The sequence below is a fragment of the Edwardsiella anguillarum ET080813 genome (assembly GCF_000264765.2).
In the GTDB taxonomy this organism is placed as follows: domain Bacteria; phylum Pseudomonadota; class Gammaproteobacteria; order Enterobacterales; family Enterobacteriaceae; genus Edwardsiella; species Edwardsiella anguillarum.
Window position 1 is genome coordinate 370333 of record NZ_CP006664.1, and the last position, 23076, is coordinate 393408.

Annotated in this window: 20 protein-coding genes; 3 read left to right on the forward strand and 17 right to left on the reverse strand. The window is 62.2% G+C overall.

What is annotated here, in order from left to right; all coding sequences use genetic code 11:
- Window positions 1–115: 115 nt before the first annotated feature.
- Window positions 116–2419 (forward strand): beta-glucosidase BglX, encoded by a 2304-nt coding sequence (bglX, locus tag ETEE_RS01655; protein WP_034162615.1) that lies wholly within the window; start codon window positions 116–118, stop codon window positions 2417–2419.
- Window positions 2420–2508: 89 nt separating this feature from the next.
- Window positions 2509–2664 (forward strand): hypothetical protein, encoded by a 156-nt coding sequence (locus ETEE_RS21590; RefSeq protein ID WP_167549803.1) that lies wholly within the window; start codon window positions 2509–2511, stop codon window positions 2662–2664.
- A gap of 51 nt (window positions 2665–2715) precedes the next feature.
- On the opposite strand, the gene nuoN is transcribed toward ETEE_RS21590, so the two are convergent.
- The 15 genes from nuoN to ETEE_RS01730 form a co-directional block, all read right to left on the reverse strand.
- A complete protein-coding gene (gene nuoN / locus ETEE_RS01660) occupies window positions 2716–4173 on the reverse strand; it encodes an NADH-quinone oxidoreductase subunit NuoN (protein WP_034162616.1) in 1458 nt (485 codons plus the stop codon).
- A 6-nt stretch (window positions 4174–4179) separates the two neighbouring features.
- On the reverse strand, window positions 4180–5703 hold the full coding sequence (gene nuoM / locus ETEE_RS01665) for an NADH-quinone oxidoreductase subunit M (protein WP_034162617.1): 1524 nt from the start codon (window positions 5701–5703) through the stop codon (window positions 4180–4182).
- Window positions 5704–5780: 77 nt separating this feature from the next.
- A complete protein-coding gene (gene nuoL, locus ETEE_RS01670) occupies window positions 5781–7625 on the reverse strand; it encodes an NADH-quinone oxidoreductase subunit L (RefSeq protein ID WP_034162618.1) in 1845 nt (614 codons plus the stop codon).
- Complete coding sequence (gene nuoK, locus ETEE_RS01675) at window positions 7622–7924, reverse strand: NADH-quinone oxidoreductase subunit NuoK (protein ID WP_012849206.1); 303 nt, start codon at window positions 7922–7924, stop codon at window positions 7622–7624. Before nuoK ends, nuoL begins: the two co-directional genes overlap by 4 nt.
- On the reverse strand, window positions 7921–8493 hold the full coding sequence (gene nuoJ, locus ETEE_RS01680) for an NADH-quinone oxidoreductase subunit J (RefSeq protein WP_034162619.1): 573 nt from the start codon (window positions 8491–8493) through the stop codon (window positions 7921–7923). Before nuoJ ends, nuoK begins: the two co-directional genes overlap by 4 nt.
- Before the next feature lie 10 nt (window positions 8494–8503).
- On the reverse strand, window positions 8504–9046 hold the full coding sequence (gene nuoI / locus ETEE_RS01685; protein WP_005288223.1) for an NADH-quinone oxidoreductase subunit NuoI: 543 nt from the start codon (window positions 9044–9046) through the stop codon (window positions 8504–8506).
- A 17-nt stretch (window positions 9047–9063) separates the two neighbouring features.
- Entirely contained in the window at window positions 9064–10041 is a 978-nt protein-coding gene (gene nuoH / locus ETEE_RS01690) for an NADH-quinone oxidoreductase subunit NuoH (RefSeq protein ID WP_034162620.1), read from the reverse strand.
- Window positions 10038–12773 (reverse strand): NADH-quinone oxidoreductase subunit NuoG, encoded by a 2736-nt coding sequence (nuoG, locus tag ETEE_RS01695; protein WP_034162621.1) that lies wholly within the window; start codon window positions 12771–12773, stop codon window positions 10038–10040. Before nuoG ends, nuoH begins: the two co-directional genes overlap by 4 nt.
- Before the next feature lie 60 nt (window positions 12774–12833).
- Window positions 12834–14180 (reverse strand): NADH-quinone oxidoreductase subunit NuoF, encoded by a 1347-nt coding sequence (gene nuoF, locus ETEE_RS01700; protein ID WP_034162622.1) that lies wholly within the window; start codon window positions 14178–14180, stop codon window positions 12834–12836.
- Window positions 14177–14677 carry an NADH-quinone oxidoreductase subunit NuoE gene (nuoE, locus tag ETEE_RS01705; RefSeq protein WP_034162623.1) on the reverse strand — a complete coding sequence of 167 codons (501 nt, stop codon included), beginning with the start codon at window positions 14675–14677 and terminating at the stop codon, window positions 14177–14179. The genes nuoF and nuoE overlap by 4 nt, the downstream gene beginning before the upstream one ends.
- 2 nt (window positions 14678–14679) lie before the next feature.
- Window positions 14680–16476, reverse strand: a complete 1797-nt coding sequence (gene nuoC / locus ETEE_RS01710; RefSeq protein WP_034162624.1) for an NADH-quinone oxidoreductase subunit C/D — start codon at window positions 16474–16476, stop codon at window positions 14680–14682.
- 99 nt (window positions 16477–16575) lie between these two features.
- Complete coding sequence (locus ETEE_RS01715) at window positions 16576–17250, reverse strand: NuoB/complex I 20 kDa subunit family protein (RefSeq protein WP_012849213.1); 675 nt, start codon at window positions 17248–17250, stop codon at window positions 16576–16578.
- Between the two features lie 63 nt (window positions 17251–17313).
- Window positions 17314–17754 (reverse strand): NADH-quinone oxidoreductase subunit A, encoded by a 441-nt coding sequence (locus ETEE_RS01720; RefSeq protein ID WP_015461917.1) that lies wholly within the window; start codon window positions 17752–17754, stop codon window positions 17314–17316.
- Between the two features lie 619 nt (window positions 17755–18373).
- Entirely contained in the window at window positions 18374–19276 is a 903-nt protein-coding gene (locus tag ETEE_RS01725) for a LysR substrate-binding domain-containing protein (RefSeq protein WP_034162625.1), read from the reverse strand.
- Window positions 19277–19667: 391 nt separating this feature from the next.
- On the reverse strand, window positions 19668–20342 hold the full coding sequence (locus ETEE_RS01730) for a TVP38/TMEM64 family protein (protein ID WP_225865100.1): 675 nt from the start codon (window positions 20340–20342) through the stop codon (window positions 19668–19670).
- Window positions 20343–20485: 143 nt separating this feature from the next.
- On the opposite strand from ETEE_RS01730, the gene ETEE_RS01735 reads away from it, so the two are divergent.
- Window positions 20486–21778 carry a rhodanese-like domain-containing protein gene (locus tag ETEE_RS01735; RefSeq protein ID WP_034162626.1) on the forward strand — a complete coding sequence of 431 codons (1293 nt, stop codon included), beginning with the start codon at window positions 20486–20488 and terminating at the stop codon, window positions 21776–21778.
- A gap of 43 nt (window positions 21779–21821) precedes the next feature.
- Here ETEE_RS01735 and ETEE_RS01740 read toward each other — a convergent pair whose 3' ends face one another.
- Window positions 21822–22460, reverse strand: a complete 639-nt coding sequence (locus ETEE_RS01740; protein WP_034162627.1) for a CDP-alcohol phosphatidyltransferase family protein — start codon at window positions 22458–22460, stop codon at window positions 21822–21824.
- Window positions 22453–23037 carry a carboxymuconolactone decarboxylase family protein gene (locus tag ETEE_RS01745; protein ID WP_034162628.1) on the reverse strand — a complete coding sequence of 195 codons (585 nt, stop codon included), beginning with the start codon at window positions 23035–23037 and terminating at the stop codon, window positions 22453–22455. Before ETEE_RS01745 ends, ETEE_RS01740 begins: the two co-directional genes overlap by 8 nt.
- Between the last annotated feature and the right edge of the window lie 39 nt (window positions 23038–23076).

The following is a 23076-nucleotide window of genomic DNA, read 5'->3' on the forward strand; positions in this document are numbered from 1 at the left end:
TTCCCAGCCTGCGTGATGATCCGCGCACCGCATTAAACTGCGCCCCACTGGGAGAGGCCGGTACCGCTCCGATTACGCTGCTGCGTGCAGCCCAGGCAAAGGAAATGTGAACATCATGAAATGGCTCTGCTCATTCGGTCTGATCAGCGCTCTATTGACGGCGCCGGCGCTGGCCGGAACGTCAGGCTACCCCACCCAGTGGCCCGATCCCACCCTGCCCCGAGACGCCTTTGTCACCCAGATGCTGCAGCGAATGACCCTGGCGGAAAAAATAGGCCAGCTGCGGCTGATCAGCGTCGGCCCCGATAACCCCAAGGAAAAGGTCTACACGATGATCGCCGGCGGCCAGGTCGGCGCCATCTTCAATACCGTCACCCGACCCGGGATCCGCGGCATGCAGGATCAGGCCGTGCGGCACAGTCGAATGAAAATCCCACTGTTTTTCGCCTATGACGTCATCCACGGGCAGCGCACGGTATTTCCCATCAGCCTGGGGCTGGCCGCCAGCTGGGATCGCGATCTGGTCACCACCGTCGGGCGCGTCTCGGCCTATGAGGCCAGCGAAGACGGGCTGAACATGACTTGGGCGCCGATGGTCGACATCACCCGCGACCCGCGCTGGGGCCGCACCTCGGAGGGCTTTGGCGAAGATACCTATCTCACCTCAGAAATGGGGCGTCTGATGGTCAAGGCGATGCAGGGGCGTCACCCGGGCGATCGCCATGCGCTGATGACCAGCGTCAAACACTATGCGCTCTACGGCGCCGTTGAAGGCGGGCGCGACTACAACAGCGTCGACATGAGTCCTCAGCGCATGTTCCAGGACTACCTTCCCCCGTACAAGGCGGCGCTGGACGCCGGCAGCGGCGGTGTGATGGTCTCCCTGAACGCCATTAACGGTACCCCGGCCAGCGCCGACCCCTGGCTGCTGAAAACCCTGCTGCGCGACCAGTGGGGCTTTCAGGGCATCACCATCAGCGATCACGGCGCCATTAAGGAGCTGATTAACCACGGCGTCGCCCGCGATCCCCAGGATGCGGTGCGCCTGGCGATCCAGTCCGGTATCGATATGAGCATGAGCGACGAATACTACAGCCAGTACCTGCCGGGACTGGTGAAAAGCGGCCGGGTCAGCGCCGCCGCCGTCGATGATGCCTGCCGCCACGTACTGAACGTGAAGTACGACATGGGGCTGTTCCACGATCCCTATCGCCATCTCGGCCCCGTCGGCAGCGATCCCCAGGACACGGACGCCGAAAGCCGCCTGCACCGCGCCGAGGCGCGCACGGTCGCCGCCCAAACGCTGGTGCTGCTGAAAAACCGCCTGGATACCCTGCCCCTGGCGCGCCGCGGCACCCTCGCCGTCGTCGGTCCGCTGGCCGACAGCCAGCGCGACGTGATCGGCAGTTGGTCGGCCGCCGGCAAGCCTGCGCAGGCCGTCACCCTTCTCAGCGGGATCCGCAACGCCATGGCCGGCCATGGCCGCGTGCTGTACGCGCGCGGCGCCAACGTCAGCAATGACGCAGACATTCTCCAGTTTCTCAATCAGTACGGCCCCTCCGTCAGCGTCGACCCGCGTCCCGCCCAGGCGCTGATCGATGAGGCGGTCACCGTGGCCAGACAGGCCGATGCGGTGGTGGCGGTCGTCGGCGAGGCGCAGGGGATGGCCCACGAGGCCTCCAGCCGCACCCATATCGATCTGCCGCAGAGTCAGCGGGATCTGATCGCCGCCCTCAAGCAGACCGGCAAGCCGCTGGTCTTGGTGCTGATGAATGGGCGTCCGCTGACCCTGGTACGCGAAGATCAGCAGGCTGACGCCATCCTGGAGAGCTGGTTCCCCGGTACCGAGGGCGGCAACGCCGTCGCCGATGTTCTGTTCGGCGACGTTAACCCCTCCGGCAAGCTGCCCATCTCTTTCCCGCGCTCCGTCGGCCAAATTCCCACCTACTACAGCCGGCTGAATACCGGCCGGCCCTACGATCCGCAAAAGCCGGAGAAGTACACGTCGCACTACTTCGATGAGGCCAACGGCCCGCTCTACCCCTTCGGCTACGGACTGAGCTATACCCGCTTCACGCTGTCGGAGATCACCCTGTCGGCCCCGCAGATGGCGCGCGATGGGCAGATTGAGGCCAGCGTCACCGTCACCAATACGGGCCCGCGCGCCGGGGCCACGGTGCTGCAGCTCTACCTGCAGGATCCCGTGGCCAGCATCAGCCGCCCGCTGAAGAGCCTGCAGGACTTCCGCAAGGTGATGCTGCAGCCGGGCGAACGCCGCCGCGTCAGCTTTACCCTGACGCCGCAGCAGCTGCGCTTCTGGAACGCCCAGATGCAGCAGGTCATCGAGCCGGGGCGCATCAACGTGTTTATCGGCACCGATGTCCAGCGGGTGAAGCGCGCCCACTTCGAGCTGTTATAGCCCGGCGCTTTTCTTATGCGCCCGCGGGCGCATAATCAATCTCATCGCCCCGGCGCCGCCGGGGCCGCCGTATCTTTAGGGGGAGCGCTATGTATACCTGGCCAAGCCTGCTCGTCATGATTATCTTCAGCCTCGGCATGACCCTGCTGTCGATCATGCTGGGCGTGGAGAGTCCCTGGGTCCGTCTGTGTATCTTCTTCATCAGCGCCTTTGCCTGCGATCTCTTTTTCTCCATTACCCGCTAGATAAAAAAATGCCGGGCCCCTGGCCCGGCATTGTCTCATCGGTGCCCCCTATCAGGGCAGCGGCTGTGCCAGCTGTACCAGCGAAATCAGCGTCTGCGGGAAGATCCCCGTCAGCACCACCAGCACGCCAGAGAGCAGCACCACCACCCCACCGGCGGTGAGCGCCCAGTTATTCGGGGTGTCGCGGATCAGCGTCTGCGGCGCGCGTAGGTACATGCTGACCGCTACGCGCAGGTAGTAGTACAGGCCGATCGCGCTGCCGACCACCACCGCGCCGACCAGCCACCACAGCCCGGCGCTGACGCCCGCCATCACCACGAACAGCTTACCGATAAAGCCCAGGGTCATCGGGATGCCGGCCAGGGAGAGCATGGATACGGTCATCACCGCCGACAGAATCGGCTTATGCCAGAACAGGCCGCGGTAGGAGTAAAGCGACTCGGCATCCGGCCCGCTATAGGGGCTGGACATCAGGCTAACGATACCGAAAGCCGACAGGCTGGCGAACAGATAGCCGGCCAGATAGACCCCGGCGGTCTCGATCGCAATGCCCTCGCTCTGCACGGCGATCAGTGCCACCAGCAGATAGCCCAGGTGGGCGATAGAGGAGTAGCCCAGCAGACGTTTGATGTTGCTCTGGGTGACCGCCATCAGGTTACCGAACAGGATGGAGCAGAAGGCGATGACGCCCAGCACCACGCGCACCGCCTCGCTGTCTGTCGCCGGCAGCAGGATGAACAGACGCAACAGCACGGCAAAGATGGCGATCTTGCTGGCGGTCGCCAGGAAGGTCGACACCGGCGCCGGCGCCCCCTGATAGACATCCGGCGTCCACAGCTGGAACGGCGCCAGCGACAGCTTGAAGCCAAAGCCCACCAGCATCATGCCCAGCCCCACCAGCACCAGCGGCTGGGTCAGCATGCTGCCGCCCAGCGCATAGCCCAGACCGGCAAAGGAGAGATCGCCGGACTGCGCGTACAGCAGCGCCATGCCGAACAGCAGGAAGGCGGACGCGGCGGCCGAGAGAATGGCGTACTTGATCGCCGCCTCCAGCGAGCGCTTCTGGCGATAGGCGTAGCCCACCAGACCGAACAGCGGCAGGGAGATAAGCTCTATCCCCAGGAACAGCGCCGCCAGATGGTTGGCGCAGGCCAGCAAGATCCCGCCCAGCGTGGCGATCAGCACCAGCAGGTAGAACTCGTCGCGGTTATCCGGATAGCCCTGCAGCCACGGGTAGGCAAAGGTGCAGGTCGCCAGCGCGGAGAGCAGCACCAGCGCGGTGTACAGCATGGAGAAACCGTCCACATGCATCAGCGGAGTAATGTCGCTGGGCACCGCGGCGGCCACCAGAAACAGCGACAGCAGCGCCGCGTTCAGGCCAATCACGGTCACCGTCGCGTTGACGAAGTGGTTGCGTCGCCACGCAATGCACAGCATCACAACCACCACCGTCAATCCGACGATCAACAGCGGTAGCAGTGCGATCAGATTTTGAGGAGTTATTGTCATGGCGATTTACGGCCTTGTGGTTAAAGTTGAAGCAGAAGCGAACCAATGCTGAATATTGCCCATCGCCGCGCTGGAGGTATCTAGCACCGGCTGCGGGAAGATCCCCAGCAGCACCAGCAGTACCACCAGCAGCAGAATCAGCGACAGCTCACGCACGCTCAGACTGGCCAGCGGCTGGTCTGACTTGGGCGCGCCGTAGTAGGCGCGCTGCATCATCACCAGCGAATAGACGGACGCAAACACCAGGCCGAAGCTGGCGACCACCGTCGTCACCGGCACCACCTGGAAGCTGCCGAACATCATCATAAATTCACCGACGAAGTTACCGGTGCCCGGCATCCCCAGGGTCGCCACGGCGAAGAATAGCGACAGCGCGGGCAGGTACTTCACACGCCCCCACAGGCCGCCCATCTCGCGCAGATCGCGGGTATGCAGGCGCTCATACAGCTGACCGGTAATGATGAACAGCCCGGCGGCGGAGAGGCCGTGCGCGATCATCTGCACCACCGCCCCCTGGAACGCCAGCTGACTGCCGGAGTAGATGGCGATCATCACAAAGCCCATGTGCGACACCGAGGTGTAGGCGATCAGACGCTTGATATCCGTCTGGATATAGGCCATCCAGGCGCCGTAGAAGATCCCGATCACCCCCAGCGCCATAGCGATGGGCGCGAACTCGAGCGAGGCCTGCGGGAACAGCGGCAGGCTGAAACGCAGCAGGCCATAGGCCGCGGTCTTCAGCAGGATACCGGCCAAGTCGACGGAGCCGGCGGTCGGCGCCTGACTGTGCGCGTCCGGCAGCCAGCCGTGCAGCGGCACCACCGGCATCTTCACCGCAAAGGCGATAAAGAAGCCCAGCATCAGCAGATACTGCACCGTGTGGCTCATCGGCGTGTTGAGCAGCACCTCATAGTCGAAGCTCAGCACCCCGGTGGCGTTGTAGTGCACCCACACCAGGCCGAAGATGGCGATCAGCATCACCAGACCGCTGGCCTGGGTATAGATGAAGAACTTGGTCGCCGCGCTGATGCGCGTCTTGCCGTCGGATCCCTTATGGCCCCACAGGGCGATTAGGAAGTACATCGGCACCAGCATCATTTCCCAGAAGAAGAAGAACAGGAACATGTCGATGGCCAGGAAGACGCCGATCACCCCTGCCAGGATCCACAGCAGGTTAAGGTGGAAGAAGCCCTGGTACTTATGGATCTCATTCCAGGAGCAGAGGATGGCCAGCACCCCCAGCAGCGCGGTCAGCACCACCATCAGCAGCGACAAGCCGTCGAGCGCCAGATGGAAGGAGATGCCCAGGCTCGGGATCCACGGCACCATGAAGCTGGACTGCCACTGTGGAATACCCGCCGCCTGGGTCAAGCCATAGTTGCCCTGCAGCCACAGGTACAGCGACAGCAGCAGCGTCAGGCCCATGGCCAGCAGCGCAATCCAGCGCGGCGCTTTCAGCCCCAGACGCTCGCCCTGCCAGGACAGCAGACCGCCAATCAGCGGGATAAGAATTAGCCAAGGTAATAACATGGCGTTTGGTTTCCCTTATTCTGAATACATTCAAACGGAGGAGACAGGGGTCGTCCCCTCACCCGCTTTAACGAGATTCACTTAACCAATAACAACAGCGCCAAAACGACCACTGCCCCAACACCCATCGACGCTGCATACCAGCGCAGCTGCCCGTTTTCGCTGACGGCCAGCGCACGGTTGCCCAAGCGGGCCACCAGCGCAAACAGGTTCATCATGCGATCGAGCGGATCGCGCCGCAGCAGCCAGGCGACGGCCTTAAATGGCTTAATAAAGATCTGCCGGTACAGCCAGTCGAATCCCCAGGCATGGAACCACCACGTGGAGAGGAAACGCCCCGGCACGCTGTTGGCGATCCCGTTGACCAGGCTGCGCTGCCCCAGATAAAGACGCGCCGCCAGCAGTACCCCGGCGATGGCGACGATGGCCGATACCACCTCCAGCGTCACCTTGCCCCCCTCACCCTCAGGCATGGCGGGCAGCACCCCGGCCAGCGGCGGGGTGATCAGCGCCCCGACGAAGGTAGAGAGGATCATCAGCACGATCAGCGGCAGGTTGTGGCTCAGCCCCTTCACCTCATGGGCCTGGGTATGCGCCTCGCCGTGGAACACGATGAAGATCATCCGGAAGGTATACAGCGAGGTCAGGAAGGCGCCGATAAGCCCGGCCATCATCAGGTTGACATGGCCCGAGGCCAGCGCTCCCCACAGGATCTCATCTTTACTGTAGAATCCGGCGGTGACCAGCGGCAGCGCCGCCAGTGCCCCCCCGCCCACCAGGAAGCACAGGTAGGTCAGCGGCAGCTTGTGGCGTAGTCCGCCCATCTTGAAGATGTTCTGCTCATGGTGGCAGGCCAGAATAACCGAGCCGGAGGAGAGGAACAGCAGCGCCTTGAAGAAGGCGTGGGTCATCAGATGGAAAATCGCAGCATCCCAGGCCTGTACCCCTAGCGCCAGGAACATATAGCCGATCTGGCTCATGGTGGAGTAGGCCAATACCCGCTTGATATCCGTCTGCACCAGCGCGGCAAAGCCGGCCAGCACCAGCGTCACGGCGCCGATAATCCCCACCAGGTGCAGCACCTCCGGCGCCATCACGAACAGGCCATGGGTCCGGGCGATCAGATAGACCCCGGCGGTCACCATGGTCGCGGCGTGGATCAGCGCAGAGACCGGCGTCGGGCCCGCCATGGCATCGGCAAGCCAGGTCTGCAGCGGCAGCTGAGCCGATTTACCCACCGCGCCGCCCAGCAGCATCAGCGTCGCCCAGGTGATGGCCGGCGAACCGACCGCCAGCTGCTGCGGCGCCAATACCATCAGCTCGCGGATATTCAGGGTACCCAGCTGGTGGTAGAGGATAAACAGGCCGATGGCCAGGAACACGTCGCCGACGCGGGTCACGATGAATGCCTTCATCGCCGCCGCACCGTTGGCCGGATTGGTGTAGTAGAACCCGATCAGCAGATAGCTGCACAGCCCCACCCCTTCCCAGCCGAGGTACATCAGCATCAGGTTATCCGCCAACACCAGTACCACCATGCTGGCGATAAACAGGTTGGTATAGGCGAAGAAGCGGGAGTAGCCCTCCTCCCCGCGCATATACCATGAGGCGAACAGGTGGATCAGGAAGCCGACGCCGGTCACCACCGACAGCATGGTCAGCGACAGGCCGTCCAGGCTGAGGGTCACCGGAATGGTAAAGTTACCGACCGCCATCCAGTTCCACAGATGCTGGCTATAGGCTGCACCGGCCGCATTGTGACTCAGAAAGTCGGCGCCGACGTACAGGGTGACCAGCGCCGCTAGACCGACGGAACCGACCCCGATGATCGCGGTGTGATTCTCCGACAGACGGCCGCGGGAAAAGGCCAGGATCAGAAATCCCAGCAGCGGCAGCAGAATGGTTAAATAGAGTAGGTTCATCCGCGCATCTCACTGACAGTATCGATATTCAGGGTGTTGCGGCGACGATGCAGCTGCAGCAACAGCGCCAGACCGATAGAGGCCTCCGCCGCCGCCAGACTGATGGCCAGGATATACATCACCTGCCCGTCGGCCTGGCCCCAGACGCTGCCGGCCACCACAAAGGCCAGCGCCGCCGCGTTGATCATGATCTCCAGACTGATCAGCATGAACAGCAGGTTGCGGCGGATTAACAGGCCGGTCAGCCCCAGCGCGAACAGAATGGCTGCCAAGATCAGCCCATGTTGTAACGGGATCATGCGCGCTCCTCCGCTTTATTACGTACCGCCATCGCCGCCGTCCCCTGGGACGCGGCCTTATTGCTCAGTACCTCGCCCGGATGGTGTTCACGACCGATGTGGAAGGCCACCACCAGGCCGGCCAGCAGCAGCATTGAGACCAGCTCCACCGCCAGCACATAGGGCCCGAACAAGGCAATCCCCACCGCCTTGGCATCCACGGCGCGACCATCGAGGACACCACCCTGCAGGGTGCTAATCGCATACAGCACCACCGCCAGCAGGATCAGCGACAGCAGCGCCGGACCGATCCACACGCCGGGCTTCAGCCAGGCGCGCTCCTGCTCGACCACCGAGTGGCCCAGGTTGAGCATCATCACCACGAAGACGAACAGCACCATGATGGCGCCAGCGTAGACGATGATCTCCAGCGCCCCGGCAAAGTAGGCGCCGAGGGAGAAGAACACCGCCGCCACCGCCAGCAGCGAGACGATCAGGTACAGCAGCGCATGCACCGGGTTGGTGTGGGTGATCACGCGGATCGTCGCCAACACGGCCACCAGCGCCGCAGCGTAAAAGGCAAATTCCATGCTCGGCTCCTTAGGGCAACAGACCTTTGACGTCGATCGGTTTGGCTTCGTTTTCGGCCTCGCCCTTGGCTTTGCCATCGATCGCCATACCGGCCATACGGTAAAAGTTGTAGTCGGGGTATTTCCCCGGCCCGGAAATCAGCAGATCCTCTTTCTCATACACCAGATCCTGACGACGGAACTCCCCCATCTCAAAATCCGGCGTGAGCTGCAGGGCGGTGGTCGGACAGGCCTCCTCGCACATGCCGCAGAAAATACAGCGGGAAAAGTTGATGCGGAAAAACTCCGGATACCAGCGGCCATCCTCGGTCTCCGCCTTCTGCAGCGAGATGCAGCCGACCGGGCAGGCCACCGCACACAGGTTGCAGGCCACGCAGCGCTCGGCGCCGTCCGGATCGCGCGTCAGCACGATACGGCCGCGGTAGCGCGGTGGCAGGTATACCGGCTCCTCCGGATACATTTTGGTTTCGCGTTTGGCGAAAGCATGCAGGCCTATCATCCACAGGCTGCGCACTTGGGTGCCGAAACCAACCACTAACTCTTTCAATGTCATGGTTACACTCACCCCTTTTACTGAGCGTGATACAAAATGACGGCCGCCGTGACCAACAGGTTGATCAGCGTCAGCGGCAGGCAGATCCGCCAGCCGAAGGCCATCACCTGGTCATAGCGGGGACGCGGCAGGGAGGCGCGTACCAGAATAAACATCACCATAAAGAACGCCGTCTTGAGGGCGAACCAGATAAACGGCGGCAGCCACGGCCCGTGCCAGCCGCCGAAGAACAGGGTGACGATCAGCGCTGAGATGGTGACAATACCGATGTATTCACCGACGAAGAACAGACCGAACTTCATCCCGGAGTATTCGATATGGTAGCCATCGGCCAACTCCTGCTCAGCCTCCGGCTGGTCGAACGGGTGACGGTGACACACCGCGACGCCGGCGATGATAAAGGTCAGGAAGCCGAAGAACTGCGGAATGATGTTCCACAGATGGCTCTGCGAGTCGACGATCACCTGCATATTGAAGGAGCCGGCCTGCGCCACCACCCCCATCAGCGAAAGGCCGAGGAACACCTCATAGCTCAGGGTCTGCGCCGAGGCGCGCATCGCCCCCAGCAGGGAGTATTTGTTATTGCTCGACCAGCCGGCGAACAGCACCGCATACACCGCCAGCCCGGCCATCATCAGGAAGAACAGGATGCCGATGTTAAGGTCGGCCCCCATCCAGCCCGGCGCCACCGGCACGATGGCAAACGAGAGCAGCAGCGAGCAGAAGGCGATCATCGGCGCCAGGGTAAAGATCAGGCGATCGGTGAACGGCGGAACCCAGTCCTCCTTGAAGAACATCTTGATCATGTCCGCCACCAGCTGCAGCGAACCGCCCCACCCTACCCGGCTTGGCCCGTAGCGGTTCTGGAACAACCCCAGCAGACGGCGTTCACCGAAGCTCATAAAGGCCCCACAGGTGACCACCACCAGCAGGATCACCACAGCCTTCAGCACGGTGAGAAGGATCTCCACCGTATCCGGCGTTATTACGCTCATACCGCAGCCTCCCGCATGTAATCCACTTTAACGCCGTTCAACACCGGCGCGACCCCCGGCATGCCCAGCGGCAGGCCGACCTGACCCGGCTGCAGGCGGCGGCTAATCTGCAGCGGCAGACGCAGCACCTCGCCGGCGCAGCTCAGTTCGATCGTCACCCCCTCCGACGCGCCCATCCGCGCGGCATCCTCCGGGCAGACCCGCACGCAGGCCTGCGGCATGCGGCGCTGGATCACCGGCGTACGCTGAGTCAGCTCGTCGCTGCCAAACAGATGGTAGTAAGGGGCGATCACCCAGCCGTGCACCTGATACGGCGCCGGTACCTGGGTGAAATAGGGTAATCCGCCGTCACCGGCCGCGATCAGGCGCACGCCCGGATCGCCGAAGCGCAGGTGGCTGCCGACCTCATCCTGGAACTTGTTCCAGGCCTGCGGGGAGTTCCAGCCCGGCGCCCAGGCGAAGGCGAACTCCTGACGCTCGGCCTGCGGCGCGCTGTAGCCCTCCATCGAAAAGGCAAAGGCGGTGTCCTTATCCTGCGGCTGGCGCGGCTCATGGACGCTGATGTTGGCCAGCATCGAGGTACGCCCGCTGTAGCGCAGCGGCTCACGCGCCAGCTTCTGCCCACGCACCCGGAAGGCGGCGTTGGGCGCCGCGTCGACCATGCCGGCGAACTGTGGGCAGGCCTGCACGCAGTCGGCGATCACCTGATCGAGCTGGCTCCAGTCCGGCACCTGCTGGCCGGCGCTCACCCGCAGGGCATGCAGCCAGCGCCACCCCTCCAGCATGATGGTCGGCGACTTCTTCTTCGGATCGTCGTAGAACGCAGGATCGAACACCTGGAAGAAGCGCTGGGCGCGCCCTTCCTGGTTAACCAAGGTACCGTCGCTTTCCGCGAAGCTGGCGGCGGAGAGCACCAGATCGGCGCGATCCATGATGGCCGTGCGCTGATGGTCGATGACGATCAGGCCGTTGGCCTTGGCCAGCGCCGCATCGACGCGCGCCGACGGCGCATGACGGTACAGGTCGTTCTCCAGCACGATCGCGGTATCCGCATAGCCCTGCTCCAGCTGCACCAGCGCGTTATCCAGCGAGGAGGCATCCATCATCGCCAACCCCATGCTGTTGGCCTCAGCCGGTACGAAGGTGATGCCGACCTCCAGCGCACGCTGCTTCAGCGCGCGCGCCACGTTGGCCGCCGCCTCGATCATCGGGGTATAGCCCGCCCCGCTGCCGGTCACGATCAGGGGTTTGCGCGCACCGGCCAGCGCCTGAGCGATGATATCAGCCTGACGGCGCACCTCGTCCGACAGCCCCTCGACCGCCGGCGCGTTTTCATCCAGCGCGTGCGCCACAGCAAAGCCTAAGCGCGCCTGGTCGGCCACCGGCGCGCAGTAATTCAGGGCGGCGATGTCATCCAGGCGAGTTTCATCAATACTGGTGATAAACAGCGGGTACTTGGCGTGCTGGCCGATGTTCTGCACCGCGGCGATCTGCCAGTCGGCCACCCGCTGGGCGGCGGCCATGGCCTGCGCCTTGCCCTTCACCGCCTGACGCAGGGCCAGCGCGATGCGCGCCGCCGTCTGAGTCACATCCTCACCGAGGATCAGCACCGCATCGTACTGCTCCATCTCGCGCAGGGACGGCGTGTAGATACCGCCGTCGCGCAGCACCGACAGCATCAGGTTCAGGCGCTTCAGCTCACCCACGTCGATGCCGCTGTAGAAGTTCTCCGCCCCCACCAGCTCACGCAGGGCGAAGTTGCTCTCCACGCTGGCGCGCGGCGAGCCGATGCCGATCACCTTGCTGGCGCGGCGCAGAATATCGGCCCCGCCCTGCAGCGCCTGCTCGGCGTTGAGATCGATCCAGTCCGTCCCACGGCGCTGCTGCGGCCGGCGCGGACGATCCTTGAGATTGACATAGCCGTAGCCGAAACGGCCGCGATCGCATAGGAAGTAGTGGTTCACGGTGCCGTTGAAGCGGTTTTCGATACGGCGCAGCTCGCCGTAGCGCTCGCCGGGGCTGGTGTTACAGCCGACGCTGCACTGCTGGCAGACGCTGGGGGCAAACTGCATATCCCACTTGCGGTTATAGCGCTCGGAGTGGGTCTTGTCGGTGAACACCCCGGTTGGGCAGATCTCCACCAGGTTGCCGGAAAACTCGCTCTCCAGCGTGCCGCTCTGCGGGCGTCCGAAGTAGACGTTATCGTGGGCGCCGTAGACGCCGAAGTCGGTGCCGCCGGCGTAATCCTTGTAGTAGCGCACGCAGCGGTAGCAGGCGATGCAGCGGTTCATCTCGTGGGAGATAAACGGCCCCAGATCCTGGTTCTCATGAGTACGCTTGGTAAAGCGGTAGCGGCGCAGGCGGTGGCCGGTCATCACGGTCATATCCTGCAGGTGACAGTTACCGCCCTCCTCGCACACCGGACAGTCGTGTGGGTGGTTGGTCATCAAAAACTCCACCACGCTCTCACGGAACCGCTTGGCCTCCTCGTCATCGATGGCGATATAGGTGCCATCGGCGGCCGGCGTCATACAGGACATCACCAGTCGCCCACGGGTATCCTCCGCGTTCTGATACTGCTTAACCGCGCACTGGCGGCAGGCGCCGACGCTGCCCAGCGCCGGATGCCAGCAAAAGTAGGGTATGTCGAGCCCCAGGGAGAGACAGGCCTGCAGCAGGTTCTCCGCCCCGTCGACGTCATACTCTTTGCCGTCTACATGTATTGTTGCCATTGACATGCTTCCAAAATAAGAAAACCGTATCCCCCCGCCGTCAACGGCGAAGAGATTCAATTACCAGCGTGATTTCAGTAAGTTGGGCTGAATTCCGCGGATGGGGCTGACGTTGCCGACCGTCTCCCGGGCGATCCCCGCCTCAAACTCTTCGCGGAAGTATTTAATCGCGCTCTGCAGCGGCTCTACCGCCCCGGGGGCGTGGGCGCAGAAGGTATGACCCGGCGCCAGCAGGCGGCACAGCTGCTCAAGGGTTTCGATGTCCCCCGGCTGCCCCTCGCCGCGCTCCAGCGCGCGCAGAATCTTCAGCCCCCACGGCAGACCGTCGCGGCACGGCGTACACCAGCCGCAGGACTCGCGGGCGAAGAAGCTCTCCAGATTGCACAGCAGCGAGACCATGTTGATCTCATGGTCAACCGCCATCGCCAGCGCGGTGCCCAGACGGCTGCCCGCCTTGCCGATGCTGGCGAAGTCCATCGGCAGATCCAGGTGCGCCTCGGTCAAAAAGTCAGTCCCCGCCCCGCCCGGCTGCCAGGCCTTCAGCTTCAGCCCATCGCGCATCCCGCCGGCGTAGTCCTCTAAGATTTCACGCGCCGTCGTGCCGAAGGGCAGCTCCCACAGGCCGGGGTTCTTCACCCGCCCGGAGAAGCCCATCAGCTTGGTGCCGGCATCCTGACTTTTGCCGGCGGACAGCCCCTGGTACCAGGCGGCGCCGTGCTCGACGATCGCCGGCACGTTGCACAGCGTCTCCACGTTATTGACGCAGGTCGGCTTGCCCCAGGCGCCGGCGCTGGCCGGGAACGGCGGCTTGGCGCGCGGATTGGCGCGGCGTCCCTCCAGGGAGTTGATCAGCGCCGTCTCCTCGCCGCAGATGTAGCGCCCGGCGCCGGTGTGCACGAACAGATCGAAGTCGAAACCGCTGCCGAGAATATTCTTGCCCAGCAGCCCCGCCGCGCGGGCTTCGTCGATCGCCCGGCGCAGGTTCTCCGCCGCCGTCACATACTCGCCGCGCAGGAAGATATAGCCGCGGTAGGCCTTCAGCGCGTAGGCGCCGATCAGCATCCCCTCCACCAGCAGGTGCGGCAGCTGCTCCATCAGCAGGCGGTCTTTATAGGTGCCCGGCTCCATCTCATCCGCGTTGCACAGCAGGTAGCGGACGTTCATGCTTTCGTCCTTGGGCATCAGGCTCCACTTCAGCCCGGTGGAGAAGCCGGCCCCGCCGCGCCCTTTCAGCCCGGCGTTCTTGACCAGCGTCACCACCTCGTCCTGCGCCATCCCCTTCAGGGCGCGCTCGGCGGCGTGGTAGCCGTTCTTGGCGCGATACTCATCCAGCCACACCGGCTGTTGGTCATCGCGCAGGCGCCAGGTCAGCGGATGCGATTCAGCGGTACGAATAATCTCTCTCATTTGTAGCGCTCCAGCAGTTCGAGGGCCCGCTCCGGCGTCAGGTGATCGTGCAGATCGTCATCGATCATCATGTTCGGCCCCTTGTCGCAGTTGCCCAGGCAGCAGGTCGGCAGCAGGGTAAAACGGCCGTCGAAGGTGGTTTCGCCCGGCTGAATGTTCAGCGTCTGCTCCAGCGCCGCCTTGATACCCTGATAGCCGTTGATATGACATACCACGCTGTCGCAGTAGCGTACGATGTGACGCCCGACCGGCTGGCGGAAGATCTGGCTGTAGAATGTCGCCACCCCCTCGACATCGGCGGCCGGGATCCCCAGCACCTCGGCGATGGCCTCGATCGCCGCATCCGGCACCCAGCCGTGCTCTTTCTGCACGATCTTCAGCGCCTCAATCGATGCGGCGCGCGGATCTTCATAGTGCTCGATTTCATGCTCAATTTCGGCGCGCGCGCTGTCGCTGAGTACAAAAACCGAATCCTTGTCCAATACGTTTTCTGTCATGATTAGCGGTCCACATCTGACATAACAAAATCAATACTGCCGAGGTACACGATCAGGTCGGACACCAGACAGCCACGGATCACCGACGGGATCTGCTGCAGATGCGCATAGCTCGGTGTACGGATACGCGTGCGATAGCTCATGGTGCCGCCGTCGCTGGTCAGGTAGTAACTGTTAATCCCCTTGGTCGCCTCCACCATCTGGAACGACTCGTTGGCCGGCATCACCGGCCCCCAGGAGACCTGCAGGAAGTGGTTGATCAGGGTATCGATATGCTGCAGCGTGCGCTCTTTCGGCGGCGGCGTGGTCAGCGGGTGATCCGCCTTGAACGGCCCCTCCGGCATGTTCTTCAGGCACTGCTGCAGAATGCGCAGGCTCTGGCGGATCTCTTCCACCTTCAGCATCACGCGGTCATAGCAGTCGCCGTTACTGGCGGTCGGCACCTCAAACTCGAAGTTTTCATAGCCGGAGTACGGCCGCCACTTGCGCACGTCGAAGGCGATGCCGGTGGCGCGTAGACCCGCGCCGGTGGTGCCCCAGGCCAGCGCATCCTTGGCGCCATAGGCGGCCACGCCGACGGAGCGCCCTTTCAGAATGGTGTTGTGCAGCGCTGCCTTGACGTAGGAGTCCAGGCGTTTGGGCATCCACTCCAGGAACTCGCGCAGCAGGCGATCCCAGCCCTTGGGCAGGTCATGCGCCACGCCGCCGATGCGGAACCAGGCCGGGTGCATACGGAAACCGGTGACCGCCTCGACGATGTCATAGATCTTCTGACGGTCGGTAAAGGCGAAGAACACCGGCGTCATGGCGCCGACGTCCTGAATAAAGGTGGAGATGTACAGCAGATGGCTGTTGATGCGGAACAGCTCGGAGAGCATCACGCGGATCACCTTCACCCGCTCCGGCACCTCGATCCCGGCCAGCTTCTCCACCGCCAGCACATAGGGCATCTCATTGACGCAGCCGCCCAGGTATTCGATGCGATCGGTATAGGGAATGTAGCTGTGCCAGGACTGACGCTCACCCATCTTCTCGGCGCCGCGGTGGTGATAGCCGATATCCGGCACGCAGTCGACAATGTCTTCGCCGTCCAGCTGCAGCACGATGCGGAAGGCGCCGTGGGATGAGGGGTGGTTCGGCCCCAGGTTGAGGAACATGAAGTCTTCGTTGGCGGTGCCGCGCTGCATCCCCCACTCTTCCGGGCGGAACTTGAGGGACTCCATCTCCAGATCCTGCTTCTGCTTGGTCAGCTCGAAGGGATCGAATTCGGTGGCGCGCGCCGGGTAGTCCTTGCGCAGCGGATGCCCCTGCCAGGTACGCGGCATCAGCAGACGGGTCATATGCGGATGGCCGTCGAAGGTGATGCCGAACAGGTCAAAGGTTTCCCGCTCATACCAGTTGGCGTTGGGGAACTGGCGGGTCACCGTCGGCAGGTGCAGGTCCTGTTCGACCAGGGCCACCTTGAGCATAATATCGCGGTTGCGATCGATGGAGATCAGGTGGTAGAACACGGAGAAGTCCGCCGCCGGCAGTCCCTGGCGGTGGGTACGCAGACGCTCGTCCATACCGTGCAGGTCAAACAGCATCACGTAGGGCTTGGGCAGCTGCCTCAGGAACGCCATCACCTCCAGCAGCTGCTCGCGCTTGACCCACACCACCGGCATCCCGGTTCGGGTTGGCTGGACGCTAAACGCCTCCGGCCCAAAGCGCTTGGTCAACTCCCCGATAACCGGATCGTCGAGATGGTCGTGGGTCTGCCACGCCGGCATCTCGCGATCGTGCGTCGTCGAATCTGTCATAATTTTTTATCACCACGCATTGAATGACACTTGCCGCCGCATCGCGGGGCAAAACGGGCTAAATTCCAACGGTAAACGCGGCGGCCCGCCGCGCCGCGCTTAAATTTCGTCGGGCGTACGCAGGTTGGTTACCGCGATACGCTCCGCGCGCTTACGCTCGCGCTCGGACTGCATATTGGCGCGGTAAACGCCCTGATCACCCACCACCCAGGAGAGCGGACGACGCTCCTGACCGATCGACTCCTGCAGCAGCATCAGCGCCTGCATGTACGCCTCCGGGCGCGGCGGACAGCCGGGGATATACACATCCACCGGAATAAACTTGTCCACCCCCTGTACCACAGAGTAAATATCGTACATGCCGCCGGAGTTGGCGCAGGCGCCCATGGAGATCACCCATTTCGGCTCCAGCATCTGTTCATACAGACGCTGGATAACCGGTGCCATCTTGGTAAAGCAGGTGCCGGCGACCACCATAAAATCCGCCTGTCGCGGCGAGGCGCGCAACACTTCCGCACCAAAACGCGCCACGTCATGCACCGCCGTAAACGACGTCACCATTTCCACATAGCAGCAGGAAAGACCGAAGTTATAGGGCCACAGCGAGTTCTTGCGCCCCCAGTTGACCATGTCGTGCAGGGCGTGATCGAGCTTACCCATGTAGACGCTGCGGTGAACGTGCTGCTCCAGAGGATCGCTCACCACCTCCTGTTTCTGCAGGGGGTAACGGTCGTTATCACCGTCAGGATCGATGCGCGTCAGCGTGTAATCCATCTTTGTTGCCTCATATCTTGATAAAGCGGGTAAATCCTGGCGTCACGGGCCACCATCCGTCGGCTACTGCGGGCGTTTGTCGGTCATGACGATGGGGCTTTCGTGGGTAATGCGGCGCTTGGATCGCGCAGGCGTCCAATCCAGGGCGCCGATGCGCACCAGATAAAATAGGCCGGCCAGCAGAATCAGAATAAACAGCGTGGCCTCGGCAAAACCCAGCCAGCCGTTTTCACGCACCGAAACCGACCAGGCATAAAGATAGAGCGCCTCCACGTCAAAAATAACGAAGAACATGGCGACCAGGTAAAATTTGGCGGAGAGACGCAGGCGGGCCGAGCCAACCGAATCGATACCGGATTCGTAGGGAATATTCTTGGTACGGGCGCGGGCCTTTCCCCCCAGGGCATAGGCCCCAAGCAACATAAACCCACACAGACCGAGCGCGACGAGAACAAAAACGGCGAATGCCCAATGCTGGGCGATAACTTCAGTGGCTGTTGACATACTCTTATGCTTACTCATTTAACGCGGTATTGCCCGTTGCCGAATCGCTCCAGCAGACAATGACCACAGCGCCCAAGGGAAGGAAATCATCACAGGAACAGCTGTTGATAGGCATATGCGCGCGCAGACAGCGTAACCCTGTGTGTTTTACCTCCATCGATAACCTTTTGTCAACATTAGCAAAAGGAAATATAACATTCGTTTACATCAAAGCAACAAACGCCCTTCGTTATCCAACATCACCACCGAGACAAGCGGTATAAAATCCCAAATAAACGTGGCTGGAATGTAAAAAAACGTGAACGTTTAGTTTCTACTATATCATTTATTGACGCAATTCCTGTTCTCAGGATGAGGTATCTGCGACATTTTTATGATCCAGCGCACGTTTAATTGTAGGATGATATTAGTGAAAAGCGTAATTTATAGAGATGAAACGGAATAAGAGTCAGCCCGCGAGGGGAATTTATTGAGAATGATTTTTATTTAACGCGAAATAGAGACGATGCGAAAAGAAACCGGCGCCTGGCGCCGGAACTATTAATATAAATTAATTTTTTAACAGAAAAATATATCGTTCAATCAATTAATATTCACGGTGCTTGAGCATCTGTGTCGCTCAGCCCTCGTCCGCCTCTGTCGAGGCGCCGCTGCCGTCTCCCCCCTCACGCAGCGCATCGAACAGCGTCACCGCCAGTGGGTTACAGCACTGCGGCGCCAGGCAGAGACTATATTCGGTATCCGCCAGACGCGGCAGACCGTCCGCTTCGCCCAGCACCCGCAGCGATGAGCTCATCATCTCGATCGGGCGGGCCGAGATCCCCAACCCCGCCTTCAGCGCCGCCCGCAGAGCCGGCAGCGTTGAAGCGACGTAGGCCAGACGCCAGGGCAAACCGGCGGCATCCAGCGCCGCGGTCGCCAGACTGCGGAAGGCGCTCGGCTCATCCAGCACCACCAGCTCTATCGGCGCGCCGGGGGTAAAGTCATAGTCGGTGGCGCAAAACCACACCGTCGGGGAGCGGCGTAGCAGGGTGCTGGATAGCGAGGGCTCACACCCCGTCGAGACGGCAAGATCAACCTCATTATCCAGCAGCATCAGCTGAATATCGGCGTTACGCTGCATGCGAACGTCGATCGCCAGCTTGGGATACTGCGCGGTAAAACGGCCCAGCAACTGCGGCAGGATATTGTCGGCGCTGTCGTCGGTCGCCCCCACCACCAGCGTTCCCTGCAGGTGATCGTTGATCAGGGAGTGGCAGGCCTCGTCATTAAAACGCAGGATTTTACGGGCATAGCTTAATAGCTGCATGCCGTGATCCGTCAGATACTTATTGCGTCCTTGGCGGGCAAACAGCTCTTTTCCCACCAGTTGCTCCAGACGCTGCATCTGCTGACTCACGGCAGACTGTGTGCGTTGCACCCGGGCGGCGGCGGCGGCAAACGTCTTCACGTCTGCCACTGCAACAAAGGTGCGCAATAAATCCAAATCCAGATTGATGGGGGGACGTGGTCCGTTGCTCATATCTTTTCTCGTTATTAATCAAAAACAGTTTACCCTGGTGTTCACAACATAAGATAATCTTTAATCATCTTTTTCATCAGGCTTGCATCCTGAATAAAGCACACTAAAGAAACACCGAAAGACAGATAAAGATCACGTTATGTTATCGATAATTATGGCTGAAAATTGCAAAGAAAACATAGGGACTAACAAAGACTTTTTTGCTGCAAAATACTACAGAGTACGATGGAGCACCTCGCAAAGATAACACCCAACACATTGATAAATAATTTTTTTTGCTATTAGCAAAAAGCCAGACCACAAAGCTTTCGCTAATAACGAATAGTTAAGCTAATCTTATATAAATGATTCGCCGCTCCGTTTTTTAATCATCGGCAAAGATTAATTTAAATTAATCATTTGACGCAGGCTTACGCTTAATCGCGTAAATCATAATGCTTATTGAGAATAATACCAATAATCCGCTTAGCAGCATTTGGATACCGCCGCTCAGCATCGCGCCAACATAGGAATAGATCAGCGTCGCCGGCAGTTGTCCCAGTGCCGTCGCGACTAAAAACTCCATCAGTCCCATCGAGGTCAGCCCGGCGGCATAGCTCACCGCGTCAAACGAGACAAAGGGCAGCAGCCGGCAGATCAGCACGGTATAGCGACCATAGCGGGAAAAGAAGCCGTCGCAGCGCCGCAGCGCGGCGGGCGAAACCCAGCGCGCCAGCGTCTCCCGCCCCAGCATCCGCGCCAGGCAAAAACAGAGGGCCGCCGCCGCCGTGGCGCTGAACCAAGAGAGCAGCGCCCCCTGCCACCAGCCAAACAGCGCCGCATTAGCAAAGGTGATGACAAACGCAGGCAGCGGCGCCGCCAGCGCCTGAAAGATCATCAGAAAAAAGGAGACCAGCATCGCCCAGGGACCGAATGACCGCAGGTAGGCCAGCAGCGCGGCGACATCCAAAGAGGCGAGCAGGCGCCCGATCCGCACGGCCTCGTGACGCGCCTCAGGCCAGCACAGCACCAGTAGCACCACCGCCGCGGCACTCCCCACAATCCCATACTTCACGTGACTGGACACGGCATCGCCCTCTGCATAAAACGAACAAGACTACGCATAAATGCCGCCGCCCCCTTTGATGGACGACAACGATTGTGCGTTCGTGCGTGGATTGGTGTAGCATCGCCCTCTCCCAAGCACTTTTGTATGATGGATAAGGGTATATGAGACCACTTCTTTCGCTGGCCGGCGCCCTGTGGCTAGCCGTTACGCTGTGCAGCGACGCCATCGCACAGGCGATCCCGCTACACACACTGCAGGCTCGGCAGGGCGTTGCTATCGACACCCGTCCCAGCGCCGACTATAACGGCTGGCCAGACCAGGGCACCTCAGGTCACGAGCCCGGCGCGCTCAACCTCGCCGCCGAGTGGCTGCCGCTGATGGACGATGCGCAGCTGCGCGCCTGGCTCAGCGACCACCGCCTGGACAGCCAGCGAACCGTGGCACTGTACGGTACACCGGCGCAGGTCGACGCCGTCTCCCACCGCCTTCGGGCACTGGGCTTCAGCCATGTCGAACCGCTGAGCGATGCCCTGAGCCAGCCAGACCGTCTGCAGCGTCTGGCCCACTATGAACAGCTGGTTTATCCGCAGTGGCTGCACGATCTGCAGCGGGGTCAGCCGGTGGCCAACCCGCCGGCCGGCCAGTGGAAAGTGTTTGAGGCGGCCTGGGGGGCGCCGAAACAGTATCTGCTCAGCCATATCCCCGGCGCCGGCTACATCGATACCAATACGGTCGAGAGCGAGCCGCTGTGGAATAAAGTCCCCGACGCCCAGCTGAAGGCGCTGCTGGCCAAGCAGGGCATCCGTAGCGATACTACGGTGATCTTATACGGCCGCGACGTCTATGCCGCCGCCCGGGTCGCGCAGATCCTGCTCTACGCCGGGGTGAAGGATGTACGCCTGCTGGACGGGGGTTTTCAGACCTGGCAGCGCGCCGATCTGCCGGTCGAGCGAGGTCTTCCCGCAGACTCCACGCCGGCCGCTGACTTTGGCGCCCCCTTCCCCGGCGATCCGCAGCTGATGCTCTCCACCGCCCAGGCGCGCGCCCTGCTGAATCGCCGCGATGCCTCGCTGATCAGCATCCGCTCCTGGCCTGAATTCACCGGCGTCACCAGCGGCTATAGCTACATCAAGCCCAAGGGCGAGATCGCCGGCGCCCGCTGGGGCCACGCCGGCAGCGACGCCACCCATATGGAAGACTTCCATAACCCCGACGGCACCATGCGCGCCGGCGACGACATCGCCGCCATGTGGCGTACCTGGCACATCACGCCGGATCAGCAGGTCGCCTTCTACTGCGGCACCGGCTGGCGGGCCGCCGAAGCCTTCATGTATGCACGGGCCATGGGCTGGTCGCGCATCGGCGTCTATGACGGCGGTTGGTACGAATGGTCAGCCAATCCGGCCAACCCGATCGCCCGTGGCGAACGCGGCCCGGAAAGCAGCTGGCGCTGAGCGTGCGACGGGCGTCGGATCGCCTCCCCGGCCCCGATGCCCTTTATTCACCCTGCGCCGCGTCATCCTGCGCCACCCGGCGCAGGGTGTGATATCCGCCCCACACCCGGGTCAGGGTGGTAAACCAGCACAGCGCCCCGAACAGCCAGGCCAGCGGCGCAAACAGGGACGGCCATAGGCAGAACGCGATAAACAGCAGGATGGTCTCCGTGCCCTCCGTCAGCCCCCCCAGGTAATAAAAGGATTTATGCGGATAGGCCAGCGCCAGTAGACGGTGCTTTTGCGCCAGCGCGGCAAAGGCCAGAAAGCTGCTGCCGGTGCCGATAAAGGCGCACAGCAGCCAGGCGCCGGGCAGCGCATTCTGCGCCGGATCGGCCAGCACAAATCCCAGCGGCAGCAGGGCATAAAACAGAAAGTCGAGGGAGATATCCAGAAATCCCCCGGCGTCGCTGAGTCCCTGGCGGCGCGCCAGCGCCCCATCCAGCCCATCGCACAGCCGGTTGATCAGCACGGCCGCCAGCGCCGCGCCGTACTGCTGCCACATCAGCAGCGGCACCGCCAGTGCGCCAACGGCGAAGCCGAACAGCGTCAGGTGATCGGCGCGCACCCCGCGGCGATCCAACCCGGCGGCCAGACGGGCCAGCGCCGGCTTCAGCGGCGGGTGCAGATAGCGATCAAGCATCCTCGCCTCCCCGACGTCCGGCGGCGGGCGTACACAGCCCCTGCGCGGGGATATCCAGCGCGGCGTTAAAGCGCGCCGACAGATTTTGAAACGCCACCAGCGCCGTCAACTCGGTTAGCGCGCGATCGTCGAAATGGCGGCGCAGCTCCGCCTTCAGCGCCGCAGACACCTGCGGCGGCGTCGCACTGACGGCGTCGGCATAGGCCAGCGCCGCCCGCTCCACCGCGTCAAAGCAGTCGGCCTCCTGCCATGTCGCGACCGCCAGCACCTTATCCAGCGAACCGCTGCGCTGCGCCAGACGCAGCCCGTTGGCATCGATGCAGAAGGCGCAGTCGCAGCGCTGGGAGACCCGGGTCATCACCAGGGCGCGCAGGCTGGGTGTCAACGTGGACTGACGACGCTCAAGGTAACCGACAAACAGGGCGATCAGCCAGAACAGGCGGGGAAAGCGCCCCCACCAGCGGACAGGATTCAGCACTTCGCCGTAGTGGCGCCGCTGCAGATGCAGCAGCGGCGCCAGACTGCGCGGCAGGCGCCGCAGGGGGGCCACCCACTCTGGCTGCGTTGTTTTTTTCACCGACTCTCCCTCTCTGTTGTCGTCGCTTTACGTCACTCG

Bases quoted from the DNA above. Each gene is read 5' to 3' on its own strand.
- bglX (WP_034162615.1), top strand. From the start codon at position 116: ATGAAATGGCTCTGCTCATTCGGTCTGATCAGCGCTCTATTGACGGCG.
- ETEE_RS21590 (WP_167549803.1), top strand. From the start codon at position 2,509: ATGTATACCTGGCCAAGCCTGCTCGTCATGATTATCTTCAGCCTCGGC.
- nuoN (WP_034162616.1), bottom strand. From the start codon at position 4,173: ATGACAATAACTCCTCAAAATCTGATCGCACTGCTACCGCTGTTGATC.
- nuoM (WP_034162617.1), bottom strand. From the start codon at position 5,703: ATGTTATTACCTTGGCTAATTCTTATCCCGCTGATTGGCGGTCTGCTG.
- nuoL (WP_034162618.1), bottom strand. From the start codon at position 7,625: ATGAACCTACTCTATTTAACCATTCTGCTGCCGCTGCTGGGATTTCTG.
- nuoK (WP_012849206.1), bottom strand. From the start codon at position 7,924: ATGATCCCGTTACAACATGGGCTGATCTTGGCAGCCATTCTGTTCGCG.
- nuoJ (WP_034162619.1), bottom strand. From the start codon at position 8,493: ATGGAATTTGCCTTTTACGCTGCGGCGCTGGTGGCCGTGTTGGCGACG.
- nuoI (WP_005288223.1), bottom strand. From the start codon at position 9,046: ATGACATTGAAAGAGTTAGTGGTTGGTTTCGGCACCCAAGTGCGCAGC.
- nuoH (WP_034162620.1), bottom strand. From the start codon at position 10,041: ATGAGCGTAATAACGCCGGATACGGTGGAGATCCTTCTCACCGTGCTG.
- nuoG (WP_034162621.1), bottom strand. From the start codon at position 12,773: ATGGCAACAATACATGTAGACGGCAAAGAGTATGACGTCGACGGGGCG.
- nuoF (WP_034162622.1), bottom strand. From the start codon at position 14,180: ATGAGAGAGATTATTCGTACCGCTGAATCGCATCCGCTGACCTGGCGC.
- nuoE (WP_034162623.1), bottom strand. From the start codon at position 14,677: ATGACAGAAAACGTATTGGACAAGGATTCGGTTTTTGTACTCAGCGAC.
- nuoC (WP_034162624.1), bottom strand. From the start codon at position 16,476: ATGACAGATTCGACGACGCACGATCGCGAGATGCCGGCGTGGCAGACC.
- ETEE_RS01715 (WP_012849213.1), bottom strand. From the start codon at position 17,250: ATGGATTACACGCTGACGCGCATCGATCCTGACGGTGATAACGACCGT.
- ETEE_RS01720 (WP_015461917.1), bottom strand. From the start codon at position 17,754: ATGTCAACAGCCACTGAAGTTATCGCCCAGCATTGGGCATTCGCCGTT.
- ETEE_RS01725 (WP_034162625.1), bottom strand. From the start codon at position 19,276: ATGAGCAACGGACCACGTCCCCCCATCAATCTGGATTTGGATTTATTG.
- ETEE_RS01735 (WP_034162626.1), top strand. From the start codon at position 20,486: ATGAGACCACTTCTTTCGCTGGCCGGCGCCCTGTGGCTAGCCGTTACG.
- ETEE_RS01740 (WP_034162627.1), bottom strand. From the start codon at position 22,460: ATGCTTGATCGCTATCTGCACCCGCCGCTGAAGCCGGCGCTGGCCCGT.